Source organism: Stenotrophomonas maltophilia group sp. SKK55 (genome assembly GCF_057179845.1).
On sequence record NZ_JBXUHP010000018.1, the window covers coordinates 763,931 to 784,772 of the forward strand.

Below are 20,842 nucleotides of genomic sequence, written 5' to 3' on the forward strand. Positions count from 1 at the left end.
GCCTTCCTGGCTCTGGCCATTCACAGGGGAAGTGACCGATGGCGAACAAGAATGGGGCCGCTGCGCCTACGACTCTGGAAGAGTGGTTGAATGGCCGCCCAAGCTGGCTGCGCATGGCCGCTTCCACGGTGATCCAGCACCGCCGCATGCCGAACGAAGAGGAGATGGAGGCGCTGGCGGATCACTGCCTGGCCGAGGCAGCCAAGAAGCTGGATGCTCCCCACCCGGCGTTGGCACCGGGAACCATCTTGGGGACACCCACCGCCGCTGAGCTTCGCATCGACTCGGTCTCCTCCATCTGCGGCGTCAATGCCCTTGGCGAGGACGCGGCATTGGACCTCAGCCAAGGCCAGATGACCGTGGTCTACGGACCCAACGGGGCCGGGAAATCGGGCTACGCCCGTTTGATGAAGCACGTTTGTGGCGCGCGGGCCAAGGGATCTATCCACGGCAACGTGTTCAAGCAGAATCCCGATGCTGCCTCTGCCTTGATCAAAGTCACGGCGACCCGATCCGACGGCACGACATCGTCTGCTGATCTCACTTGGCAAGCATCCGACGGTGCCCATTCGACGTTGAAAGCGGTCCCGGTCTTCGACTCAGCCACAGCGCTGGAGTTCGGAGACAGCGCCACCACCGCCACCCATCTTCCCCGGGCGATGCGGTTCGTCGGGATGCTCATCCACATCTCAGACGATCTCGCCACCCGATTGAAGGCCCGCGCCGCCAAGCTCACCAGCAAACTGCCCATCATCCCGGAAGAGCACGCGCAGAGCAGCGCTGCAACGGTCCTCCGGAAGTTGACGGCGAAACTGACCGAAGAGGATATTAACCAGCGTTGCGCCTTCCCCGCTGCACTGAACGATGAGCGTTTGGCGCTGGAGACCGCACTGGCCCAGGCGAACCCTGAAGTGGCCCACGCCAAGGCCGTCGGAGAGCTAGAACGCTTGTCGCAGATGGCCACAAGCATCTCGGCATTGAAGGAGAGCTTGAACGGCGAGAAGGCCCAAGCCCTCTTGGATGCCCGCAGCAATGCAGAGGTCAAGCGCCAGGCCGCCACCGCCTATGCCACGGCCTTCCTCAATGGGCTGCCGCTCAAAGGCGTCGGAGACGCCGTGTGGCGAACCCTTTGGGACGCTGCAAAGGCGTATTCGACAGGTCTTGCCTACCGTGACCACCCTTTCCCCCACGTTGGGGACGAATCCCGTTGTGTCCTCTGCCAGCAACCGTTGGGAGACGACGGCAAGGCCCGCTTGGCCAGCTTTGAAAGCTACCTCAACGACACCCTGCAGACAGAAGCTAAGAGCGCGGAAGACGCGCTGACGGCGCTGAAGAAAGCGTTGCCCAGTCCTCTCACCGATGTCGCCTGGCAGGCCCAGTGCGCTGCTATTGGCTTGGAAGCCCCCCAAGCCACTGAGCTGTTTGAGGCCATCCATGCGAGATTGAAAGCCATGGCCGAGGCCACGGCGGCTCCGGCAGTGCAGTGGTCGGTGTGGACCAACGCCTACGATCAGAAGGTCAAGACCACTAGCGCTGATCGCGACGCGCTGGCGGGCTTGCTGGACCCGACGGGACGGAAGGAGAAGGAAAGCCGCCTAGCAGAGCTGAAAGCACAACAGTGGCTGTCGGAGCAGCGCGATGCGGTATGGGCCGACGTGATCCGCCTCAAACGCGTGGGAACGGTGGAAGCCGCTGTCCGGTCCACCTCAACCAGCCAGTTGACGACCAAAAGCAATGACATTGGCGAGTCGGAGTTGGCCAAGGGCTATTGCGACCGCTTCAATGCCGAGTTGCGGGCGCTGGGGGGCCATTCGCTTCCTGTCCGCATGTCGTATCGATCCCAAGGCAAAGGGGCGTTCACGTTTTACGTTGAGCTGAAGGACGCGCAAGGCGCCCAGAAGAATCGTGAAATCCTGAGCGAGGGTGAGCAACGCATCGTGGCGTTGGCAGCCTTCCTGGCCGACGCGACGGGCCTTGAACGGGGCATGCCCGTGATCTTCGACGACCCCATCTCCTCCCTGGATCAGCGCTTTGAGGAGGCGGTCGCCAAACGCCTCGTAGATCTGGCCGAGCATCGCCAGGTGATCGTGTTCACACATCGATTGTCACTGATGGTCCTACTGCAGAGTGCCGCCAAGCAGCGGGCCAACCTCGATCAGCCTACGGTCAAGGTCGCGGTTGAATCGATCGCCCGCGATGGAAGCAGGACCGGCATGCCGGCGCAGATCAATACGTTCTCTCTGAAGCCACAATCCGGCTTGAACCAAATGATCAGCAGCATCGGACAGCTTAAGAAGCTTGATCCGCCACTAAAAGAACTTGCCCTGAAGGCCGCCTGCAGCAACTTCCGAATCTTGGTTGAGCGCTCTGTAGAGGACGAGCTTTGTTCTGGCGTCATCAACCGCTACCGGCGCGAGATCAACACGCTCAACAAGCTACAGCGGCTCAGTGCAATCACCCCAGCAGACTGCGCACTGATCGACGGGATGATGACGAAGTATTCGGCATTCGAGCACTCCCAACCCACCGACACCCCCAGTTGGCTTCCGGGTCCGGACGAACTGCTAAAGGACGTTCAAGACATGCTCGAATGGTGCAAGGAGTTCGGTAAGCGAGCGGAAACCGCGGCGAAACCCAAGGCGTAGCCCTGACCACCCGTTACTGCGTGCTCACGTTCATCAGAAGCGCCGCTTGCCAGCGCTTCCCACAGCAGGTGGCAGCGCTTGATGCAACTCGTGCGCGCGAAGAAACGCGTGCAGCCACTCTTCGGCGTCCTTGACGCCCGTCATTTCCCGAATCACCACCCCGGCCAAGCAATCCCCAGGGACGGCAAACAGGTCGTCGTTCAGATCGCTGCTGGACAGAGGGGTATGGAAATCGGCCCCCTCTTGGAACGCCTGAAGCAGGTGCTGCCGGGCAAGAGGATCCCGGCGTGCCGCCCATGCGAGGCGAACGAGCTCCGACGATGGCCAGGGTGCGGGGGTCATCAGAACTCGTAACCGTCTGGCACGCCCGAGGGGATGCCCTGCATGGGGCCCGAGTAGCCCACCTGCTGAACCAGGTTCTGGGCGGTTTGCGACATGCGATCCAGGCGTTCCGGGACTTGGTCCAGGGCGAACAGAACCATGCCAAAAAGGGCGATGTTGAGCAGTTTGTTGAAAAGTTTTCGCACGAGCGAGGTCCTCCGTGGTTGTCAGGGGTTCGGGTTTCAAAAAAGCTGGTGGTGTTGGGCGATGCCGAACAGGCAAAGCGCCCAAGTGGCCGCAATCGCTGCAGGAGCCAGGCAGAGCGACACGCCGATGGCAATGTCCGACAGCTTGGCCTTGGGGTCGGTCACCATCTCCCATCCCAGCTTGGCCGCTCCCATGCCCGACATGGCGTCGAACAGGAATCGCAGGAGGGCTCCAGGGGTGGAGGACCGGGCGGGCGCTTGGGTTTGGCTGCGGGTATTCATCAGAGCGCATCCAGTCGATCAGCAATGGCCAATCCGGCGACCAATCCAGCCAAGAGGCAAAAAGCAAAGAACGTCAACATGGGGTTCCCTTTGGTTAAAGAGCATCGGCGCTCTTCTCTGATCTCAAAGTAAAAGAAAACCAACTTTTCGCAATAGATTGACCCTACATTTTTATGACTAAAACACAAAACTGACGGAAAAAAGCAGAAAACACAAAAACCCTAAAACACCTCACATTTCCAGCCCAGCGTCGGGCCCGGCGGAAGCCGAGGCCCCACCCGCCCTTCCCCCAATGCGCTTTTGCTTCATGCCACTTTTGACGTTGCCTTTTTCTCTTCAAGAGCTCAAAAGAACGCGGCCTGGGCCGCGCCTGAAAAGCCCCCTCCGGGGAGGTTAGGACGTGGGCCAGGGCTTCCCCCAGCCTCCGCGTGGCTGTCCTTGGCCCCATGCCCGCAAAAGGCGTCCGAGGGATCAGGCGTTGGCTTGGATGCATAGCCAGACCAGCTGGCGGACGGCCTCGGTCAGACGAATCCCAGCCCGGTTAGCGTCAATCTGCAGGGCCGTCACGGCATGGAGTCCCAGCTGCACACTGGGGAGCGCGGCCCTGTAGCGCTCTCGCCCCTTCGACCCCTCCCCGGTCCACGGCGTCGGGCGTCGAGGGGAAAACGGTTCTCGAATCTGGGCGTGTTGCTCGATGAGTTGAGCCAGTGCAGCGCGCATGCTCAGGCCTTGCGCGGCGGCCAGGGCTTGAAACGCGGCTTTGCTGGGCGCGTCAATCCACGTCTCGTGGATGGTTTCGACCAAGCGTTCTGGGGGGCGGAGAATGTAGCGTTTGGTCATGCAGGGCTCCCGTGCGGCTTGGCCATCCATCCTTGGGCGGCCGCTTCTTCAGCGGTCAGCAACGCGGAAGTGCCCAGGAAGCGTGTGAGCTGGTAATGGCCGATGGTGTGCGGATACCGCTGGAGGTGGGCGTGCATGGCTTTGTCGAAGTAGCACTGGCCACCCGAGCGGCGCTGGTATGCGTAGAAGCGTTTGCGGCGACTCGTTGCTGGCGTCTTCATGCCGAACCCGCGCAATCGTCGCAACGCTGCATTTCTGCCGGATACGTTGAGAAGGGGTAGGCCCCTTTCTGCCCCACTTCCCCGCAGCACCCACACTGCATGAGCCCCCGAGCCGTTTGGCAAATCGCGGCCTCCGGGCCTTGCCAAACCACGCCGACAACGACGGCTTCCCAGGAGCTGCCGCTCCCGGCAACCACAGTGAGCCTGTCGCCGTTCCGAACGTTCGGGGCGGGCACCCGGGCGCCCCACTCGCCCGTCTGGAGTTGGATGGGGCTGGCGTGGTGGTGGGCCATTAGAAGAACCCCCGATAACCATGGGCAAGTAAGCCGGACCGGCCAATAACGTAAGCAATCATGCGAAAACCTTTGAAGAGGGGGCGCTCCCTCGCTACCCACGCAAACTAAGCCACCCCCAAAAAATCGCAATACTTTGCGTCTACGTTTTATTGACTAAGTATCAAAACCGCCAAACGGGCCGCAGATCGATGGAAAACTTGAAACGCAGCACATTTCCCGCCAAGCGCCGGGCCCGGCGGAAGCCGAGGCCCCACCTGCCTTTTTTCCCAAAGCGCTTTTGCTCCATGCTACTTTTGACGTTGCTTTTTGTCTTCAAGAGCTCAAAAGAACGCGGCTTGGGCCGCGCCTGAAGAGCCCCCTTCGGGGAAGAAAGGCTCGGGGCCGGGGCTTGCGCCCCAGCCTGAGCGTGGCTGTCATTGGTTCAACGCCCACAAAAAAAGCCCCGGTTTCCCGGGGCTCTATCTGCAACGCTGTAATGCCGGTCAGGCCTTATACGGGTGCGCCGGCCATTCTTGGTCCGGGTTATTCTTCTTCCACGCCTTGCCTTCAGCAGTTTCGGCCCACGCAAGGAATGCCTTGGGCTGCCGCCCGGTGCCAGCCCACGTGGTCCCGTCCGGGATCTGGAACTTCGGGGCGCGACTGATGCCGGCGCTTGCAGAAACCGCCTTGCGTGGCTCAAGCAGCGCCTTCAGATCGTTCTTCTGCTTCGTCGTGTAATGCTGCGCAAACTGCTGCAAGGTCTCGTAGACTCCTGCAAAGCTGGCCCCGGCTTCGGCCGCCAGCGCGTCGCCTTCGGCCTTTTCCATTTCGGCCACCAAGGCCTCCGCTTCAGCCTTTTTCTTGCGGATTTCTTCGAGCGTCAGTGCCACGGTTTTCCCTTGGATTTGGTCAAACCCCGATCCTGCCGTTTTGCGAGATTACTGTAAACCCTCAACGGCCCAACCCCGGCTCTCCAGTGGCGACTGCCACGGGGCTTCACCCTCAAAAGTCACTGAGGGCATGCCTTCCGCCGGCCACTGGAGCAAGCCCTTGGCGGTTCAGGGGACCGGCCGTGCCCACCTCCACGTTCCACCATGCAATGCCGCAATGTCCAGGGGCAACCGGGCGCCGGCAAAGCCTTGGGCAGCGGTCCCGCGATCCGGGCGTTCAGGCGGTCAACCAGGTGCAAGGCGTGCTTGTGGAAGATGACGTGGATGTTGCCGTTCTTAAACCGCCCGCCCAGGAACGGCTTCAGCAGCTCCCCACCTCGTGCGTCACCAAGAACCCTTCGGAGCCCCGTGTCTTATCGGATGCAGCCTGCTGGGTGGCGCGATTGGCCTTCATGGCCATCGTCTCGGCCCAGACACGCAATCCGATGTCCTGCAGAAGGATATCTTCCCTCTTTCTCGCGGTCGATTCGATGATCCAGTGGCGGCCATACGCGCCATGCATCAATGGCGCCCCTGGCCATCCTTTCCGGGCGACGGTCATGGCCAGTCCGGCGATCAACCGAACGTCAAAGCATCGCCTCGTTTCTTCCTCGGATAGTTCCAAGCGCGGAGCAAGCAATGCATCTCGGGCCTTCGTATCGGCCTGTATGACCCGCTCAAGCTCTGCTGGGGTTGGAGCCCCCATGCGCGTCCACACTTGCGCTGGCGAGCATGCCTTGACCCAGTTCCAAGCGCTTGCGGTGTCGTCAGACGGATCAGCCGGGTGCAGGTAGAGCCGACTTTCAAACACGGCCCGGAGGGTTTCCGGGTGCTTCCACTGGCGACCGTGGATGTAGTGTCCGCAAGCCAGGATCTTGTCGCACACGGGCACCACCACGGGTGCTGGCACGGTCAGAAATCGTTCAACGCCCGCCGCACTATTTCGGCCACGCTGACCTGCACCGATCCGCTTTTTCCGGCGGTTGCGCCATTGGTCGGCCCTCGGAATCGGTGGCCGATACCATCAATCGCGCGGACATGAAACTCTACGACCGCCGAAAGCGGGAACGGCAGAGAGCCTGCCCTCAGATCCGGGCATGGGGCCAGTTGTGGGCTGCCCTCCTTACGCCGATGATCGCCTTCTAAGCGTAGTAAGCGGCCTTTCAGTGCCGCCCAGTCTCACCGATGGAGAGGGCAACATGGAGAAGCGGGTGTGCTTTGATTTCGAGATTGATTTCAGCAACGGGGGCGGGATTCAGGGCCAAGGCTTCCGGCTGGACATCGCCGGTGATGACATCACCGATGAGGCGTTGGCCGACTACATCGTGCGCGACATGCGCCTGCTGATGGTGGGCGAGGTTCGCATCCTCAACAAGGAAATCATTGAGGAGCCTCATAAGCGCCCGGCGCACGGCCAAGACGGTTCAACTGTCCACGACCCAAAGGACGGGTGAGCGGCCATGCATCCTGATGTTCTTGGCTGGACTGCAACCGCCGTGTTGATAGCCACGTTGGTCCGGCAAATGATCAAACAGTGGCAGTCTCCCCATCCGGAAACGGTCTCCAAATGGCTGTTTGTCGGTCAGATGACCGCGTCGACCCTGTTCACCGCCTACAGTGCACTTTTGGGGTCAACGGTGTTTGTGGTGACCAATGCCCTGCTGCTGCTCACGGCCGTGGTGGGACAGGTCCTGGCTTGGCGTCGACGTCGGCGAACCGGCGCGCCGCCTCCCTGCTGACCCAGTATTGGCTGCACCAAGGAAGGCCGTCGTAGGCGTTTAGCAGCCACTCTTCGTCAGATCCGAAACGGACGTCGCCTGACATCCTCGACCCGGCCTCCGACCGTGACCAGCGTCGAGATGGCCCAGTCGCTGGAAGCGGACACGGGCGGAAGCAACAAGATCTCAACGCCGGCCCCCATCGCCGCGCCTTTCCATACCTCCACTGTGCCATCCTCGCTGGGACTGCGGTGGAGGCCCCAATCCGAGGCGAAATCCGTCAGCGCTTGCCGTCCATGTATCCTATCGAGCGCGCTGCAAAGCGAATCATACTGAGCACTCCTCACTCCCCTCCCCCTTGCATCGTTTTCTAACCTGCGCTTCACCATCCATCCCAGACTACTTCATGGCAGACATGAAGATCGAAAGCCAGTCTGAATCCCTCAGGAGAACGCCAACTTTCTGACGGGGCAGCCTCCGATCCATTACCTGAAGCTGGGACCAGGGACGACCGCCTAAGCCGATTCAGGCAGGGTTGCGCGGCTGCCCGTCGTCTATCAACAACACCGTGCGGCAAGCGCGCGCCAACTGCAAGGCAGCCGACATGTCCGCATAGCTTCGATAGGGAGAAAATGCGCCGGGCGGGCCCGACACGCGATCGCCCTACTGGTTGGTTCAGAACAGCTCCGTCTGAGCCGGTGGGTAGACAAGCGCTGGCCCGACGGCCTGCGCCATCGGGTTCAGCGGATGCGGTTTGGGTTCGGCGTGGGACACGATGTGCAGCACCTCATGGCCCCGGTGCGTCAGCAGGTCGGAGATGAGACGTCGGTGGCAACGCCACCACGGTGCCTCCGCGCACATCAGCGCGGTCCGATGTTCGCCCCCCAGCGCAAGCACCTTCGATAGCCCGCCGGCGAACTCGGCGGTCGCCATGTGGTCTGCGTAGCCCTGAAACGCGGCGTTGTCCCACGCACCATTGGGCGAATCCGGCTGCACCTTGCGCCGCCCGCCCAGTTCAGGAATCCAAAGATACTCCACGCCGTGCGCTGGCAGCGTTTTAGCCATCTGCTCGGATGCGAACCAAGGGTGACGACGCGATCCTGGGAAACGACGCACGTCCGCGATCGCCGAGATGCCTTGTGCGAACAGCAGGCGTAAGAACTCGTCCCAAGGTCGAGTGGAATGCCCGATGGTCCAGACGGTCACCGGGGTCGGAGCGGGAGCATCGCACTGCATGAGGCTCATTGGACAGGAGCCGGCATCAAGCCCGCGTGCTCATCACGTGCTCGGCAGCTGCCAACGACGCTCGCGTCTGCCCGTCTACGCTCGGACACGACCGCGGGGATAGCGGCTAGTCGTTTCGGGCCCATTTCGACAAGTTCTGCTTCAACGCATCGATGCCCTCCCAGGGATCCTTGCGGCGACGTTTCAGCTTGCCCGGCACGTCCTTGATCGTGAACGCGTCAGCCCGTTTGAGGTTTGGCAGCTCGCTCCACGCCAGAGGCATCGCGACAGGCGCGCCCGGTCTACCCCGCAGGGAATACGACGCCACTGCGGTGGCACCTCGACCGTTACGCAGGTAGTCGACAAAGATCCGCTTGTTTCGAAGGGCTTTGGTGGCGGTGGCCAAGAACCGCTGAGGTTCCGACTGGGCCAACGCGTCGGCGAATCCTTTGGCGAAGCGCTTGGTCAGGTCCCAGTCGCACCCGGGATTCAAGGGCACCACGACATGAAGGCCCTTGCCTCCGGATACCCGCAGGAAGGACTCCAGCTCTAGTTGGGCCAGAAGCTTCCGGATATCAGTGGCAGCCTTTTTTACCTCCGCGAAAGGCACATCTGGGCCGGGGTCTAGATCGAATACCACCCGGTCGGCACGGTCAGGCTCCTCCGCGTGGCTTCCCCACGGATGGAACTCCAGGGCATTGAACTGGACCAGCTCCAGCAAGCTGGCCGCGTCGCGCACTACGAGGTAGTGGGCGTTGATGCCGCTGTCCTCCTTCAGCTTGACCGAGTCCACCAGCTCCAGCCCGGCGGTGTGGTGCTTCTGGAAGAAGCAAGGCTTGCCAGTGCCGGCGGGACAGCGAATGATCGACAAGGGCCGGTTGATCACCTCGGGCAGCAGGTGATCCATCACTGCCGAGTAGTAATCCCAAACGTCTTGCTTCGTATAGCCGTCGCCAGGGAAAAGGACCTTGCTCGGGGAGGACAGTTTGGGGGGCACGCGTTCGACTTGAGGCGTTGCGGCGGTCTTGCGGGCAGAAGACGCCGCCGATGCCCGTTTGCCACGGGCCGGTTTCGCCGGGGCGGCGCGATCCGAATCCGCCAAATCATTCACTTCCTTGTCGGCCCGCACGGCTTTCAAGGAGGCTTGGCGCAGCAGTTGCTGCCCCCCGATGCCGCGATAGAACACCTCCACCACGAAGCGCGGCTCGAACCACGTGGCAGAGCGAAGATCGGTGTCCTCGGTGGGCACGTAGGCCGTCGGCTTCTTGCCTCCCCCTTGGATCCTCTTGCTCACGTCGTTGATCAAGGCGTCGGAGAACCCGGTGCCCACCCGGCCCACGTAGAGCCAACCGTGTTTGGCGTCGGGCTTGGCCAGTAAAAGCGAGCCAAAGCCGCTGCGGCTGCCCTTGGGGGCCGTGTAACCGACCACGGCGAACTCGTCGCTGGCCAGCTGCTTGGTCTTGCGCCAGTCGTCGCTGCGGCCGGGGTGGTAGCCGCGATCGGCGCGCTTGGAAATGATGCCTTCAAAGTGCTGTTCGCCAGCCAGGCGGTAGGCTTCGTTGCCGTCGCCTTGGACGTGAGAGCTGAAGGCCAAGTGGCCGGCCTGGCCCGCCAGCAGCTCCTGCAGGAGCGCCTTGCGCTCCAACAGAGGTGCTGCGGCCACGTCCACGCCATCGATGTGGAGCAGGTCGAAGAGCGCGTAGGCCAGCGCGCCTTGCCGCTCCCCGGACAATGTCGCCTGGAGCAGGTTGAAGTCCTCCTTGGTGCCCGATCCGGCGATGAGTTCGCCATCCAAGGCAGCAGAGGTAAGGCCCAACTCCGCCACGGCGTCGCGTATCTCGGGGATCTTGTCGGTCCACTCCAACGCGTTGCGGGACCAGAGCCGGACGGCCCCATCGGCGACCGTTGCGAGGATCCGATACCCGTCCCACTTGATCTCATGGACCCATTGGTCGCCCTGCGGCGGGGCCTCCCCCAGCTTGGCCAACTGGGGCTCGAAGGGGCCGGAAGGCGGAGCCGCCTCTTTCGCTTTGGGCAGGGCCAAGGCCTTCTTGGCCCAGTTCTTCCGTCGCGCACGCTTTGCAGGGAGGGCTTTGAGCTTCTTCTTGTCGGCTTTACCGCCGCCGGCCCTCCTGATGTCTGCCGTTGGGGCCGCCGACACATCGGCGAGCAGATCGTCCGCTTCCAGATCGCTCGCATACGCATCGTCGTCCTTGAACAACAGCCACTGCGGCTGACGGGCCGGTTTGCCGGACCGGACCAAGTGCCACCCGCCTTTGAGCTTGGTGCCGAACAGCTCGAATCGCAGGTGACCCTTGGCAAGTTGTGCCTCTGGGTCTCCTTGGGTGGCCCAAACGCCGTGATCAAACTGGGCCACGTGCCCACCGCCGTATTGCCCCTTGGGGATCTCGCCTTCGAAGCTAGCGTAGTCGACGGGATGGTCTTCCACTTCGACCGCCATCCGTTTGACCTTGGGGTCGTAGCTAGGGCCCTTGGGGACGGCCCAACTCTTCAGGGCGTCGCCGATTTGCAGCCGGAAGTCGTAGTGCCGGCGGCTGGCGTGGTGAAGTTGGACCACGAAAATGGCGCGCTGCCCTTGCGGCAGCGCTTTGCCAGGCTCGGGCTCGTTGGTCTGGTCAAAGCGGCGCTTGCGACGGTATTCGACCAAGGACATGACGGCGCCACGTTACTTGCCCAAGTGCTTGCGAACGGCCGCAGCGGTGGGGCCAACGGCTTTGACAGCGGCCCGGACCTGATCGACCGACACGCCCAGCGCCTTGGTCCAATACTGCAGCTCGTAGTCTTCGTTGACGTTGATGCGGTCGCGGTCCGGGCTGCCGGTGTTCTTCTTGTCGTCGCTCATGGGATTCTCCTTGGGTGATCAGGCGCTCTTTAGAGCCTTCTTGGCGGGGGCTTTCTTTGCGGCTTTCTTTGCTGGGGCCTTCTTTATGGCGGCCTTCTTGGCAGGCTTGCTGTCTTTGGTGGAGGACTTGGAGGCGGTCTTCACCGGCGTTGCTTTCGCCGGGGTGCGCTTGTTGGTTTCCAAGCTCTTCTGGAGCAGCGCCATGAAGTCCACCACGTTGGTCGCCGAGTCCTCGCGATGTTCCGGTTCCTCGAAGGTGGTCGTGGCTCCGGCCTGCTTCACCCGCTTCTTGATGATGTCGGACAGGCGCTCGCGGAACTCGTCCTGGTAGCTGTCCGGCTCCCACTCAGAGGTCATGCTCTCAATCAGCTGCTTGGCCATTTCGAGCTCTTTGGGCGCAACCCGGTAGTCCGACGCCCCCCCCTGCGGCAGTTTGTATTCGTCCGGAGCCACCAACTCCTGCGGGTAGCGAAGCAGGATCATGATCAACGCATCGCCTTCGGGCATCACCGCGCAAATGTATTCGCGCGTGCGGATGACCACCCTGGCGATGCCCACCTTGCCGGTTTCCTTCAGGGTCTCTCGGAGCAGGACATAGCCCTTTTCGGCCTTCTTGCCGGGCACCAAGATGTAGGGCTTTTCGAAGAACCTCAGCCCGATGCTCTCGGCGTCGACAAAGGCCTCCACGTCGATGGACTCGTGCGTCTCGGGGGCGGCCGCGGCGATGTCTTCTTTCTCTATGACGACGTAGCTGCCCTTGTCGTATTCAAAGGCTTTGACGATGTCCTTCCAAGGCACTTCTTCGCCGGTTTCGGCGTTGACCCGCTCGTAGCGAATGGGCTTTTTGTTTCGTGCGTCCAACATGCGAAAGCTCAGATCCATGCGACGCTCGCCGGACATGAGGGACACCGGAACGTTGAGCAGCCCGAAGGACAACGAACCACTCCAGATGGGCCTGGGCATGCCAGCCGCCTCCAATCCTAGGGCCTTTCGTTGTAGGCCCGGCCGCGTCGGCCGGGCGTGAACCCGGCCGGCGCGGCGCAGCGGTTACTTTTTGGCTTCGACGCCCGGCGTGGCGTCGCGCACCATGAACTCTTCGGTCACCTCGGGCAGGTGGGCCGCCAGCCAGTCGGCCATCGCCTCTTCCTGCACGAGGATTTCTTCGCAGATCCGGGCCGTTTCTGCATCGCCCACCGTCTTCGCTGCGGCGATCAGGGCCGTGTAGGAGGCGATCTCGAAATGCTCGAAGACGTAACCGGCCATCGCGCCTTTGACGATCTCGTCGGAGGCCGTCATGCCGCCGACGGCCTGACCGAAGGCTGCCATCTTGCCCATCACGTCCTTGAGGGTCGACGGCGAGCCGCCCAAGCGCTTGATGCACCCTTCCAGCCGTTCGCGCTGGCCAATGGTTTCCTGAATGTGCTCTTCAATGCGCGCCTTCAGCACTGGGTAGTGCTCGATCCGCGAAGCCTGCCCCTTCAGCATGGTTTCGGCTTGCTGTTCCATCGCGTGTGCGTCGCGCAGCCAGTCCAACAGGTTCTCTTTGAGCTCTGCCATGGATGTCTTCCTCTCGTGTCGGGCGAAGCCTTACCGTATCGAGGCTGGGATGCGGATCAAGCGATCCCCGAGTGAAGGCTTGGCGAACGGCGGAGCATCTCAGACCGGCGGTGCGTGGGCCTGGAGATCGATGGCCCTCGTGGTGAACGGCGCGCATGCAACGCATTCGCAGGCCATTGACCGCTCCCGCCACATGCTGAACGCTCCTCAGCGCCAGGCCATCCTCATGACCCGTTCCGCGCTTTTGCTCGTCTTCTTGGCCCCCTCCCTCGCCTTCGCTCAGCAGGGGGACGGAACCGACGTCCAAGCCAACGTCCATACGTTCAAACCCGCCAAGGTAGATGCGACGCCCGAGCGCGTTCAGGCCCTGACGGTGCCCAGTGGCTTCCAAGTGCGTCCCCTTGCGCAAGGCCTTCAGAATCCGCGGATCATCGCCGTGGCACCAGACGGGCGGATTTATGTCTCACGTCGAGATCAAGGCGACGTGCTGTTGCTGGAGGATGCCAATGAAGACGGAGCCTTGGACGCCGAACCGAAGGTGGTCTTCTCGCGGCCAGGGGCGCACGGCCTGGTCATCGCCAACGGGCAGCTGTATGTCGCCACGGCCAACGACGTGTATCGCGCCCCCATACACCCGGACGGGACGTTGGGTCCAGAGGAACGGATCATCAACGACCTGCCCGATGGCGGTCAGCACCCCAACCGCACGCTGGCCTTTGGCCCTGATGAGATGCTCTACATCAGCGTGGGCTCGTCCTGTAACGCGTGCAACGAGACCAATCCCGAGCATGCGGCGCTGCTGAGGTCCTCGCCGGATGGCAAGAGCCGGTCCATCTTTGCCAGCGGCCTGCGGAACACCATCGGCTTTGCTTGGGACTCCAAAACGGGGGAGCTGTGGGGGATGGATCACGGCATCGACTACTTGGGCAACGATGAGCAGCCCGAGGAGCTCAACCGCATTCAGAAAGGAAAGAGGTATGGTTGGCCCCACATCTGGGGCAAGGACGGGGTGAATCCCCAGAGCACACCGCCAGGGCAGATCAGCAAACAGCAATGGGCGGCGACAAGCGAGCCCATGGTGCTCGGCTACACAGCCCACGCGGCCCCCATGCAGATGCTGTTCTACACCGGCCAGCAGTTCCCGACGGCTTACCGGGGGGACGCCTTCGTGACGATGCGCGGTTCCTGGAACCGCAAGCCTGCGTCGGGCTACGAGGTGGTGCGGGTTCGTTTCGACGCCGGCGAGCCGGTCGGGTTTGAGCCCTTCTTGACCGGCTTCCTGGTCGACAACGGCCAGGCGCATATCGCAAGGCCCGTCGGTCTGGCGATGACGAAGGGCGGTGCACTTTTGGTCGGCGACGATGCCAACGGCGTCATCTACAGAGTGACTTACGGCCCAGGCCAAGCGTCCGCCTCCCCCGCGACCGCAGTGCCTAGCGGGCCCTTGATGGCCCAAGTCAATCAAGGCTCGGGCGTGCCGTTGGCCAAGGATCGGATCGGCAAAGCCGCCACGTTCGAGTTCCGCTCCCCGTCGTTCTCCTCGGGCCAAGCATTGCCTCCCCGCTTCAGCGCGTATCACGACGATGCATCGCCCGCTCTTTCTTGGAGCCCGGTGCCTGGTGCCAAGTCCTATGCGCTGATCATGGAGGATCCGGATGCAGCCAACGTCAAACCCTTCGTTCACTGGGTCGCTTACAACATCCCAGCCACCGAGCAATCGCTGCCCGAGGGCCTGCCGGTCGATCCGCGGCTTCTGAAACCGGAGGGAATGCTGCAGGGGGCGAACAGCCGAGGATCGGTGGGCTATTTCGGCCCCAAACCGCCTGTGGGCGATCCACCGCACCATTACCACTTCCAGCTGTTGGCCTTGGACACCGTGCTTGATCTGAAGGCCGGCGCGACGCGGGACGAAGTGCTAAAGGCCGCGAAGGGCCACATTCTGGGCATGAGCAAGACTGTGGGAACCTACCAGCAGGTCGAGGCCCCGCTGAAATAAAAAAAGGGACCCGAAGGTCCCGACCGGCGCCCAAGGCCCGGAAACTCAGTGAACCTCCAGTTCGTGGCAAAGGGACTGGAGGGCGGCGGCGATCTCTTTCAGGCGGAACGGCTTTTCAAGGAAGGGCGTGCCTTTGAAGCGTTCGGGCAGCCGGTTGGCCCCAAGGCCGGTCGTAAACAGGAACGGCACCCCCAACTCGACCAAGCGATCGGCCACGGGGTAAGACTCGACCCCGTTCAAGTTGACGTCCAGCACCGCAACATCGAAGGCCGCCTCCTCGGCGCATACCAAGGCTGTGGGCAAATCTTCGGCCGTCTTGGAGACGTCGTAGCCGACTTGGGCAATGGCCTGCTCCAAGACCATCATGAGAGTGGGTTCGTCCTCTACAAGAAGAACCCTTACTGCTTTGCCGTCCAATCCCATGACTTTCTCCCTACAAGCGCTCTGAGTGGATGTGCCACGATTGGACAGTGTGGCCCGAGGGCTCGCCCGATTTGTTAAGAGGGCGCAAAAGGATGACGGCCGTCGCTCTTCTACACTGCGCACTCTGTCGCCCTTCGGTGGCCCTGCCGAGAGGATGACCCATGAACCAACCAGCGAAAGCGAAAACCGATTTGAGGGACGAGAGCCGGCAGTTTGCCCTGCTGGTGAACTCGGTCACCGACTACGCCCTATACATGCTCGACCCCAGCGGGGTGATCCAGACCTGGAACCCGGGTGGGCAACGAATCAAGGGCTACCAGGCTGCCGACGTGGTCGGCACCAACTTTTCCCGCTTCTACCTGCCCGAGGAGGCCCAAGCCGGCCTACCAGAGCGAAACCTGCGGACCGCGGCCTTAGAAGGGCGCTACGTCGCCGAGGGCTGGCGATTGCGGCAGGACGGGACCCGCTTTCGTGCCAGCGTCGTGATCGATCCCATCTGGGAAGACGGGGAACTGGTGGGGTTTGCCAAAATCACCCGCGACATCACCCAGCGCCACGAAGCGCAGGAGCAGCTGCTCCAAGCCCAGCGCGATCTCCTGCAGGCGCAGAAGATGGAGGCCATCGGCAAGTTCACGCTCGGCTTGGCCCACGATTTCAACAACCTGTTGACCATCGTGGCCAACTGTTTAGACCTCATCAGCCTGCGGGTGAAAAACGGAGGCGTGGCCAAGCTCATCGATACCGCGCAGCGGGCCGCCGAGCGCGGGGCCCTTCTGACTCGGCAGTTGCTGACCTTCGGCAAGGGACAAACCTTGGTGCCAGAGGCAGTCGACTTGGCCGCCTTGATGGCCGAATGCGAAGCGATGCTGCGCCGCTCCGCCGGCGACGCGATCGCATTGACCGTCGAAGTTTCCCGGGGCCTTCCGACCCTGTCGCTGGACAAGGCACAGCTGGAGGCCGCAATCCTTAACCTGGTGTGCAACAGCCGCGACGCCATGCCGAAGGGCGGAACGATCCTCATCACGGCGTCTGCGCGGCAAACCCGTGATCCTACGTTGCCCAACACCAGTGAAAGACCTTACATCTGCCTGAGCATCCGAGACGACGGTTCAGGGATTGAGGCAGACCAGCAGGCCAGGGTATTTGAACCGTTTTTCACCACCAAACCCATTGGAAGGGGCAGCGGGCTGGGCTTGAGCCAAGTGTTTGGCTTCACGGCCCAGTCCGGCGGGTTCACCGAGCTCCAGAGCGAGCTTGGGAAGGGAACCCGCGTTAGCCTTTGCTTCCCCGCACCAGAGCATTGAGATGCCGATCCACGTGTTGTTTGTTGAAGACGAAGACGATCTCCGCAGCGTCGTCGTCGAGGCCCTGACCTCTCAGGGCTTCCAAGTCACTCCCGCCAGCAACGGGGACGAGGCCCTCGTCCTCCTGCGCGGCAGCGCCAAGTTCGCGGTGGTAGTGACCGACTTCAACATGCCGGACAGCGCCGACGGGCTGGAGGTCGCGGCGGAAGCCGCGGTTGCTCAACCCCAGGCCCGCGTCATGCTCGCGTCTGGCCTTCAACGCTCGCAGCTGCCCCCGCTGCCCGAGAACGTTCGATTTCTCCCGAAGCCTTACCGCTTCCGACAGCTTGTTACGGCGATCCACGAAGACTTGGGCTGCACGTAGGGGGCGGATTCCTTGCGCGGCCAGGCGGTCGCCACTGGTTCATCGTCCTACCAGTGCGCGTCTGCTCACTAGGAACAGCAGCCGGTCGATCGCCGTTGCGTTCAACGCTTCTCCATCCCCGCGCACCTTGAAACCAGCCCAGTCGCCCACCGCGACCTCGCTCAACTCTTTGACTTCCACAGGCAACCAGCGCATAGGCCAGTAAGGCAAGCGGCGATCCTTGATCGTCCCTCTTTGCAGTTCGATCAGATCGTGATGACTCGAGGCTCCGAGCACCCTTGAGAACGCCACGTCCAACCCGTCCGGGGGGCCTTCCATGTATTGGAGGAAGCGCGTGCCGTCGAACAAGAGCACCCCACTGACACCTGCGTCCCGGTTAAATCGAGTTGCGTCGTCGACCAGCTCCTGGAGCTTGCCGCTCCGGAGGCCAAGCAGATCGCCGCGCAACGCGTCGGATGCCTCGCTGACATACACCACGGCCCTGATGGGCATTGGGCGCTCCTTCTCAACTGGTCTGGCCATCCCCCCTTCCACGAACTCTAGTCCCGCCCACGCATTTAGGCAATCTCGTTGGGAGATAGTGCCTACAGGCGGCTGTTAACTTGATCCCGAGTTCCAATCGAGTAACCTTTGATTATGGCCCTTTACAACATCGCGGAACGTTTAAGCACGGCTAAAGAACTAATCAGCAGGGGCGATGACGCGTCATTCATCTACGCCGCGCTGGAACTACGATTCTGCTTGGAATCTGTGGCTTATCAGAACTTGGCTGCATACGGTGAAGACGTTTCCACCGAGCTTGCTCGCGAATGGCGACCGGACCAGATCATCAAAATGCTGGCCACGTTCGACCCCAACTCTGATCAAACAGCCAGCTTTTCCATCTCGGTCACGCCGCTGCCCGAAGACCTCGATTTCGCCTCAACTGACTTGAAGGCCGCTTTCAAGGACAAGGATTTTTTGCCGATAGGCGAGGCCAAACGCATTCCTTGGGGCAAGTTTCGCAGTTACTACAACTCGTTGGGGAGCTTTCTCCATTTGCGCAAAGATCTGACGAACGCACGGCCGAAGATCGAAAGGCTCCGTGTTCTCATCGGTGAGCTGGAAGAGGTTGCGAGCTCGACGCTGATCGCTGCCGGCAAGGATCTCGCGACGGGCAAATGCGTCGACTGCGGCCATGTGCTGATTCTCGGCCCGGCAGAGCAAGCGGGGGACAAGCCCGTTTTCTGCCCGAATACCAAGTGCAACTCGAGCTATTTGGCCATCAAGGGGGACCCGGAGCGACGGGTGCAGAAGGTCGAAGCCCTGGGGCTGCGCTGCGAATGCGGGGCCATCGTTCCTATCTTGCCAGAGAGGCTCCTCAAGCCTGCGGTTTGCCCGGAATGTGGGTTGACCGTTTGCGCAGTCATTGCTGCAAAGGCAAGAGTGCTAGGGGTGCCGCCCACTCGCGAGGGAGATCTGAGCGGCTAGTTGCACCTTAACTTCGCCACTTCGTCCACGCCCAGCAGTGGAGACGGCAACACGGCTTTGCACACGTCCGACACCTCAACGGCCATCCCCGGCTCGGGGTGTTCCAGGTAGAGCGCTCCGTCGTAGCCCACCATTGCTTGTTCGTTCGGCGTAGATGCCAGGGTGCCCGGCGCGATGCTGGCCCCTGTCAGAGTGAAGGCCCGGGCGTTCTGCGTCAGCACGGGGAAGGTCACCCGCACACCGCCTTGGCGGGGGGCCACCGATTGCTTTTCGGTCTCCCCGATCTCCACGCCCACCGGCAGCTCCTTGTCCTTGAGGCTGACGGTGGTGGGCAGCAAGGAGGGAACGTCGGTGACCAGCACGCGGCCTTGCTTGTTGGTCTGGCCGACCGGTGCGCCGTTGACCCGCACCGGCACGCCCGCTTGGCCCGGCACATCCACCACGGCGAAGCTGGCGTAGGCGGGTCGCCCGAAGGCCACGCCGCGGTGGTCCAGGAACACGGCGCCGGAGAAGTTGGCCGCCACCTGGGTTTGCCCGTCGTAGCGGTCCAGCATGATCCGGGCGTCGCCGTAACGCGTCATGGCATCCGCCGTGGCCTGGGTGCTGCCCTGATCGCCCTCGGTGTGCTCTGCAGCCACGCGAAGGCCGCCCTCGGTGCGGTAGGTCGCTCGGGTGGTCAGGGCATCCTGGCCTGGGGCCTGGCGGGCCCGCACACCCACGCTGGCCTTGCTGCCGAAGCGATACGTGTAGGTCGCCGATACCTGGAGATCGCCGCCGTTGAGGTCCTTCAGCACGTTGGCGGACACCTGGCCTGCAGTGCCCAGGTTCGCGCTCACGCCCAAGGAAGCGAAGGCCAGGCTGGAGCGCCCCGTGTCGATGGCGCTGTAGATGCCACGCAAAGTGAAGCGGCGATCCGGGCGGTAGGAAACGCTGGCTTGGGTGCGCGAAGCGATGGGCAGCGCCGTCTCGATCTGCAGTCGCCAGAAACCGTCGTTTTCTTCGTGTTCCAGCCGCAGGCCAAAGGTGGGCCCTCGGTAGTCGTAGGCAGCAGCCCAACGCGTCCCGCCGTCGCTTGAGCGCCCCACCTCCCCGTCGAGCACGCCCCAGGTGCCCGGGGCCCAGGTGGAACCCACGGTGACGTTGCCCTTGCCGTTCTCGTCCAGCTGGCCACCGGCTCGGATGGTCCAGCGGTCGTTGACGCCCTTGGCCCAGGAAGCGCTGACGCCGGCCGTGCCGTAGCGGTTTTCGTCTTCGCGGACCTGGCCGGCGGCGATTTCCCACGCGGAGAGCCCGGGGCGCAGCAGGGTTGGGGCGACGTAGAGGCGTGCAGTGGAAACGGCGGTTTCCCGGCCGTAGGCGTCGCGCACGACCACGGCCGTTTGGCTGGCTCCCAGGGCCACGTTTCGACCGTCCACGGTGAAGGGGCCGGCCTTGACGTCCTGGCGCGTGATTTCGGCTTGGTTGGACAGGACCTTGACCTGCCCCGGATCCAACGCGATGCCCCCCAAGGTCGGGACGGGCCACGTCGGCGTGAGCGGATCCAGGGCTGCCGGGTCCTGCGCGAGGCGAATGCCGCCCAGCGCCACGGGGCCGATGCGGGGCGTGGCGTAGACATCGCCGGCTTGCCAGGTCCGTTGGCGCTGCAGGTCGTCTTTCTGCCAGGCCGTCACGCCGCGGCGCATGCCAAACCCATTGGGGGATTGGTTGAGCTGCCCGGTGGTGGAGACCACACCCCAACGGCCGCCCGTGCGCGCGTCCAGCGCCAAGGACGTGGCCTGTTGGCCGCGTGCAATCTGGGTGGCGACGTTGTAGTTGACCAAGAAGCCACCGATGCCGGGCGACACCTGAGAAACCGGAGTGCCGTGCTGGCTGAGCTGCTGCGCCGGCTTGCGGTCAGCCGGAATGGTGAGCTGGACGGTGGCGTTCTCGGGGGTGTAAGCCACGGTCACGCCCAAGGCTTGGTCGGTCAGGTCCTGGCCCTCCTCGCCCGGGCGAAGGGTCACGCCGAGCTGCTGCCAGGTCGTGGATTCGGCCACCCAGGCCCCACTTTGCTGCCAGAGCAACACGGGGTCCTTCGCGGGCAGCCCGTTGGCCCGGATTGGCGCGGCCAGCACCGGCTCCACCCCGTCTGGGATGGCCGCGTGCGCGCTGCCGATGGACAGGGCCAGCGCGAGGCCCAGGACGCTTCCCCGCCGCATGCGTTG

The 20,842-nt window shown here is 62.8% G+C and carries 22 protein-coding genes; 7 read left to right on the forward strand and 15 right to left on the reverse strand.

Annotated elements, in window-relative coordinates:
* The first annotated feature begins 38 nt into the window (after nt 1-38).
* Complete coding sequence (locus tag AC2A1N_RS12570) at nt 39-2,645, forward strand: AAA family ATPase (RefSeq protein ID WP_230548558.1); 2,607 nt, start codon at nt 39-41, stop codon at nt 2,643-2,645.
* 33 nt (nt 2,646-2,678) lie between these two features.
* Here the strand turns inward: AC2A1N_RS12570 and AC2A1N_RS12575 are convergent, their stop codons facing one another.
* The 7 genes from AC2A1N_RS12575 to AC2A1N_RS12605 all read right to left on the reverse strand — a co-directional run bounded on the left by AC2A1N_RS12575 (nt 2,679) and on the right by AC2A1N_RS12605 (nt 6,605).
* Nucleotides 2,679-2,987, reverse strand: coding sequence for a hypothetical protein (locus AC2A1N_RS12575; RefSeq protein ID WP_024958711.1), 309 nt, complete (start codon nt 2,985-2,987; stop codon nt 2,679-2,681).
* Nucleotides 2,987-3,172, reverse strand: a complete 186-nt coding sequence (locus AC2A1N_RS12580; RefSeq protein WP_008268538.1) for a hypothetical protein — start codon at nt 3,170-3,172, stop codon at nt 2,987-2,989. The genes AC2A1N_RS12575 and AC2A1N_RS12580 overlap by 1 nt, the downstream gene beginning before the upstream one ends.
* A gap of 36 nt (nt 3,173-3,208) precedes the next feature.
* Complete coding sequence (locus AC2A1N_RS12585) at nt 3,209-3,454, reverse strand: hypothetical protein (RefSeq protein ID WP_024958712.1); 246 nt, start codon at nt 3,452-3,454, stop codon at nt 3,209-3,211.
* Nucleotides 3,455-3,925: 471 nt separating this feature from the next.
* Entirely contained in the window at nt 3,926-4,294 is a 369-nt protein-coding gene (locus AC2A1N_RS12590; protein WP_024957548.1) for a hypothetical protein, read from the reverse strand.
* Entirely contained in the window at nt 4,291-4,515 is a 225-nt protein-coding gene (locus AC2A1N_RS12595) for a hypothetical protein (RefSeq protein WP_024957547.1), read from the reverse strand. The genes AC2A1N_RS12590 and AC2A1N_RS12595 overlap by 4 nt, the downstream gene beginning before the upstream one ends.
* Nucleotides 4,516-5,293: 778 nt before the next feature.
* Entirely contained in the window at nt 5,294-5,680 is a 387-nt protein-coding gene (locus tag AC2A1N_RS12600; protein ID WP_024957545.1) for an H-NS family nucleoid-associated regulatory protein, read from the reverse strand.
* Between the two features lie 361 nt (nt 5,681-6,041).
* Nucleotides 6,042-6,605: a hypothetical protein gene (locus AC2A1N_RS12605; RefSeq protein ID WP_154589952.1), complete on the reverse strand. Its 564-nt coding sequence runs from the start codon at nt 6,603-6,605 to the stop codon at nt 6,042-6,044.
* A 313-nt stretch (nt 6,606-6,918) separates the two neighbouring features.
* Here AC2A1N_RS12605 and AC2A1N_RS12610 point away from each other — a divergent pair, with 313 nt between their 5' ends.
* Together AC2A1N_RS12610 and AC2A1N_RS12615 are read left to right on the forward strand one after the other, a co-directional pair.
* Nucleotides 6,919-7,173 (forward strand): hypothetical protein, encoded by a 255-nt coding sequence (locus tag AC2A1N_RS12610; RefSeq protein ID WP_024957543.1) that lies wholly within the window; start codon nt 6,919-6,921, stop codon nt 7,171-7,173.
* Between the two features lie 6 nt (nt 7,174-7,179).
* Nucleotides 7,180-7,458 carry a membrane protein gene (locus AC2A1N_RS12615; protein ID WP_024957542.1) on the forward strand — a complete coding sequence of 93 codons (279 nt, stop codon included), beginning with the start codon at nt 7,180-7,182 and terminating at the stop codon, nt 7,456-7,458.
* Between the two features lie 654 nt (nt 7,459-8,112).
* Here the strand turns inward: AC2A1N_RS12615 and AC2A1N_RS12620 are convergent.
* The 5 genes from AC2A1N_RS12620 to AC2A1N_RS12640 all read right to left on the reverse strand — a co-directional run bounded on the left by AC2A1N_RS12620 (nt 8,113) and on the right by AC2A1N_RS12640 (nt 13,081).
* Nucleotides 8,113-8,682 carry a DUF488 domain-containing protein gene (locus AC2A1N_RS12620; RefSeq protein WP_080473117.1) on the reverse strand — a complete coding sequence of 190 codons (570 nt, stop codon included), beginning with the start codon at nt 8,680-8,682 and terminating at the stop codon, nt 8,113-8,115.
* Nucleotides 8,683-8,788: 106 nt separating this feature from the next.
* A complete protein-coding gene (gene ligD, locus AC2A1N_RS12625) occupies nt 8,789-11,335 on the reverse strand; it encodes a DNA ligase D (protein ID WP_064237928.1) in 2,547 nt (848 codons plus the stop codon).
* A gap of 12 nt (nt 11,336-11,347) precedes the next feature.
* Nucleotides 11,348-11,524 carry a DUF3606 domain-containing protein gene (locus AC2A1N_RS12630; RefSeq protein ID WP_064485349.1) on the reverse strand — a complete coding sequence of 59 codons (177 nt, stop codon included), beginning with the start codon at nt 11,522-11,524 and terminating at the stop codon, nt 11,348-11,350.
* An 18-nt stretch (nt 11,525-11,542) separates the two neighbouring features.
* Nucleotides 11,543-12,487, reverse strand: coding sequence for a non-homologous end joining protein Ku (gene ku, locus AC2A1N_RS12635; protein ID WP_024957538.1), 945 nt, complete (start codon nt 12,485-12,487; stop codon nt 11,543-11,545).
* 84 nt (nt 12,488-12,571) lie between these two features.
* Nucleotides 12,572-13,081: a ferritin-like domain-containing protein gene (locus tag AC2A1N_RS12640; RefSeq protein ID WP_024957537.1), complete on the reverse strand. Its 510-nt coding sequence runs from the start codon at nt 13,079-13,081 to the stop codon at nt 12,572-12,574.
* A 130-nt stretch (nt 13,082-13,211) separates the two neighbouring features.
* Between AC2A1N_RS12640 and AC2A1N_RS12645 the strand changes: the two genes are divergently transcribed.
* On the forward strand, nt 13,212-15,077 hold the full coding sequence (locus AC2A1N_RS12645) for a YbhB/YbcL family Raf kinase inhibitor-like protein (RefSeq protein WP_484372409.1): 1,866 nt from the start codon (nt 13,212-13,214) through the stop codon (nt 15,075-15,077).
* A 45-nt stretch (nt 15,078-15,122) separates the two neighbouring features.
* On the opposite strand, the gene AC2A1N_RS12650 is transcribed toward AC2A1N_RS12645, so the two are convergent.
* Nucleotides 15,123-15,500: a response regulator gene (locus AC2A1N_RS12650; RefSeq protein ID WP_197624148.1), complete on the reverse strand. Its 378-nt coding sequence runs from the start codon at nt 15,498-15,500 to the stop codon at nt 15,123-15,125.
* 161 nt (nt 15,501-15,661) lie between these two features.
* Between AC2A1N_RS12650 and AC2A1N_RS12655 the strand changes: the two genes are divergently transcribed.
* Together AC2A1N_RS12655 and AC2A1N_RS12660 are read left to right on the forward strand one after the other, a co-directional pair.
* Nucleotides 15,662-16,804, forward strand: coding sequence for a two-component system sensor histidine kinase NtrB (locus AC2A1N_RS12655; RefSeq protein WP_008267080.1), 1,143 nt, complete (start codon nt 15,662-15,664; stop codon nt 16,802-16,804).
* 1 nt (nt 16,805) lies between these two features.
* A complete protein-coding gene (locus tag AC2A1N_RS12660) occupies nt 16,806-17,168 on the forward strand; it encodes a response regulator (RefSeq protein ID WP_008264577.1) in 363 nt (120 codons plus the stop codon).
* A gap of 39 nt (nt 17,169-17,207) precedes the next feature.
* On the opposite strand, the gene AC2A1N_RS12665 is transcribed toward AC2A1N_RS12660, so the two are convergent.
* The gene (locus AC2A1N_RS12665; RefSeq protein WP_040008429.1) at nt 17,208-17,660 is read right to left on the reverse strand and encodes a BLUF domain-containing protein; all 453 of its coding nucleotides are present in this window, start codon (nt 17,658-17,660) and stop codon (nt 17,208-17,210) included.
* Nucleotides 17,661-17,804: 144 nt separating this feature from the next.
* Between AC2A1N_RS12665 and AC2A1N_RS12670 the strand changes: the two genes are divergently transcribed.
* Nucleotides 17,805-18,638 carry a hypothetical protein gene (locus AC2A1N_RS12670; protein WP_008267208.1) on the forward strand — a complete coding sequence of 278 codons (834 nt, stop codon included), beginning with the start codon at nt 17,805-17,807 and terminating at the stop codon, nt 18,636-18,638.
* Here the strand turns inward: AC2A1N_RS12670 and AC2A1N_RS12675 are convergent.
* Nucleotides 18,635-20,836: a fimbria/pilus outer membrane usher protein gene (locus AC2A1N_RS12675; protein WP_484372413.1), complete on the reverse strand. Its 2,202-nt coding sequence runs from the start codon at nt 20,834-20,836 to the stop codon at nt 18,635-18,637. The two genes, AC2A1N_RS12670 and AC2A1N_RS12675, sit on opposite strands and share 4 nt — an antisense overlap.
* Nucleotides 20,837-20,842: the final 6 nt, after the last annotated feature.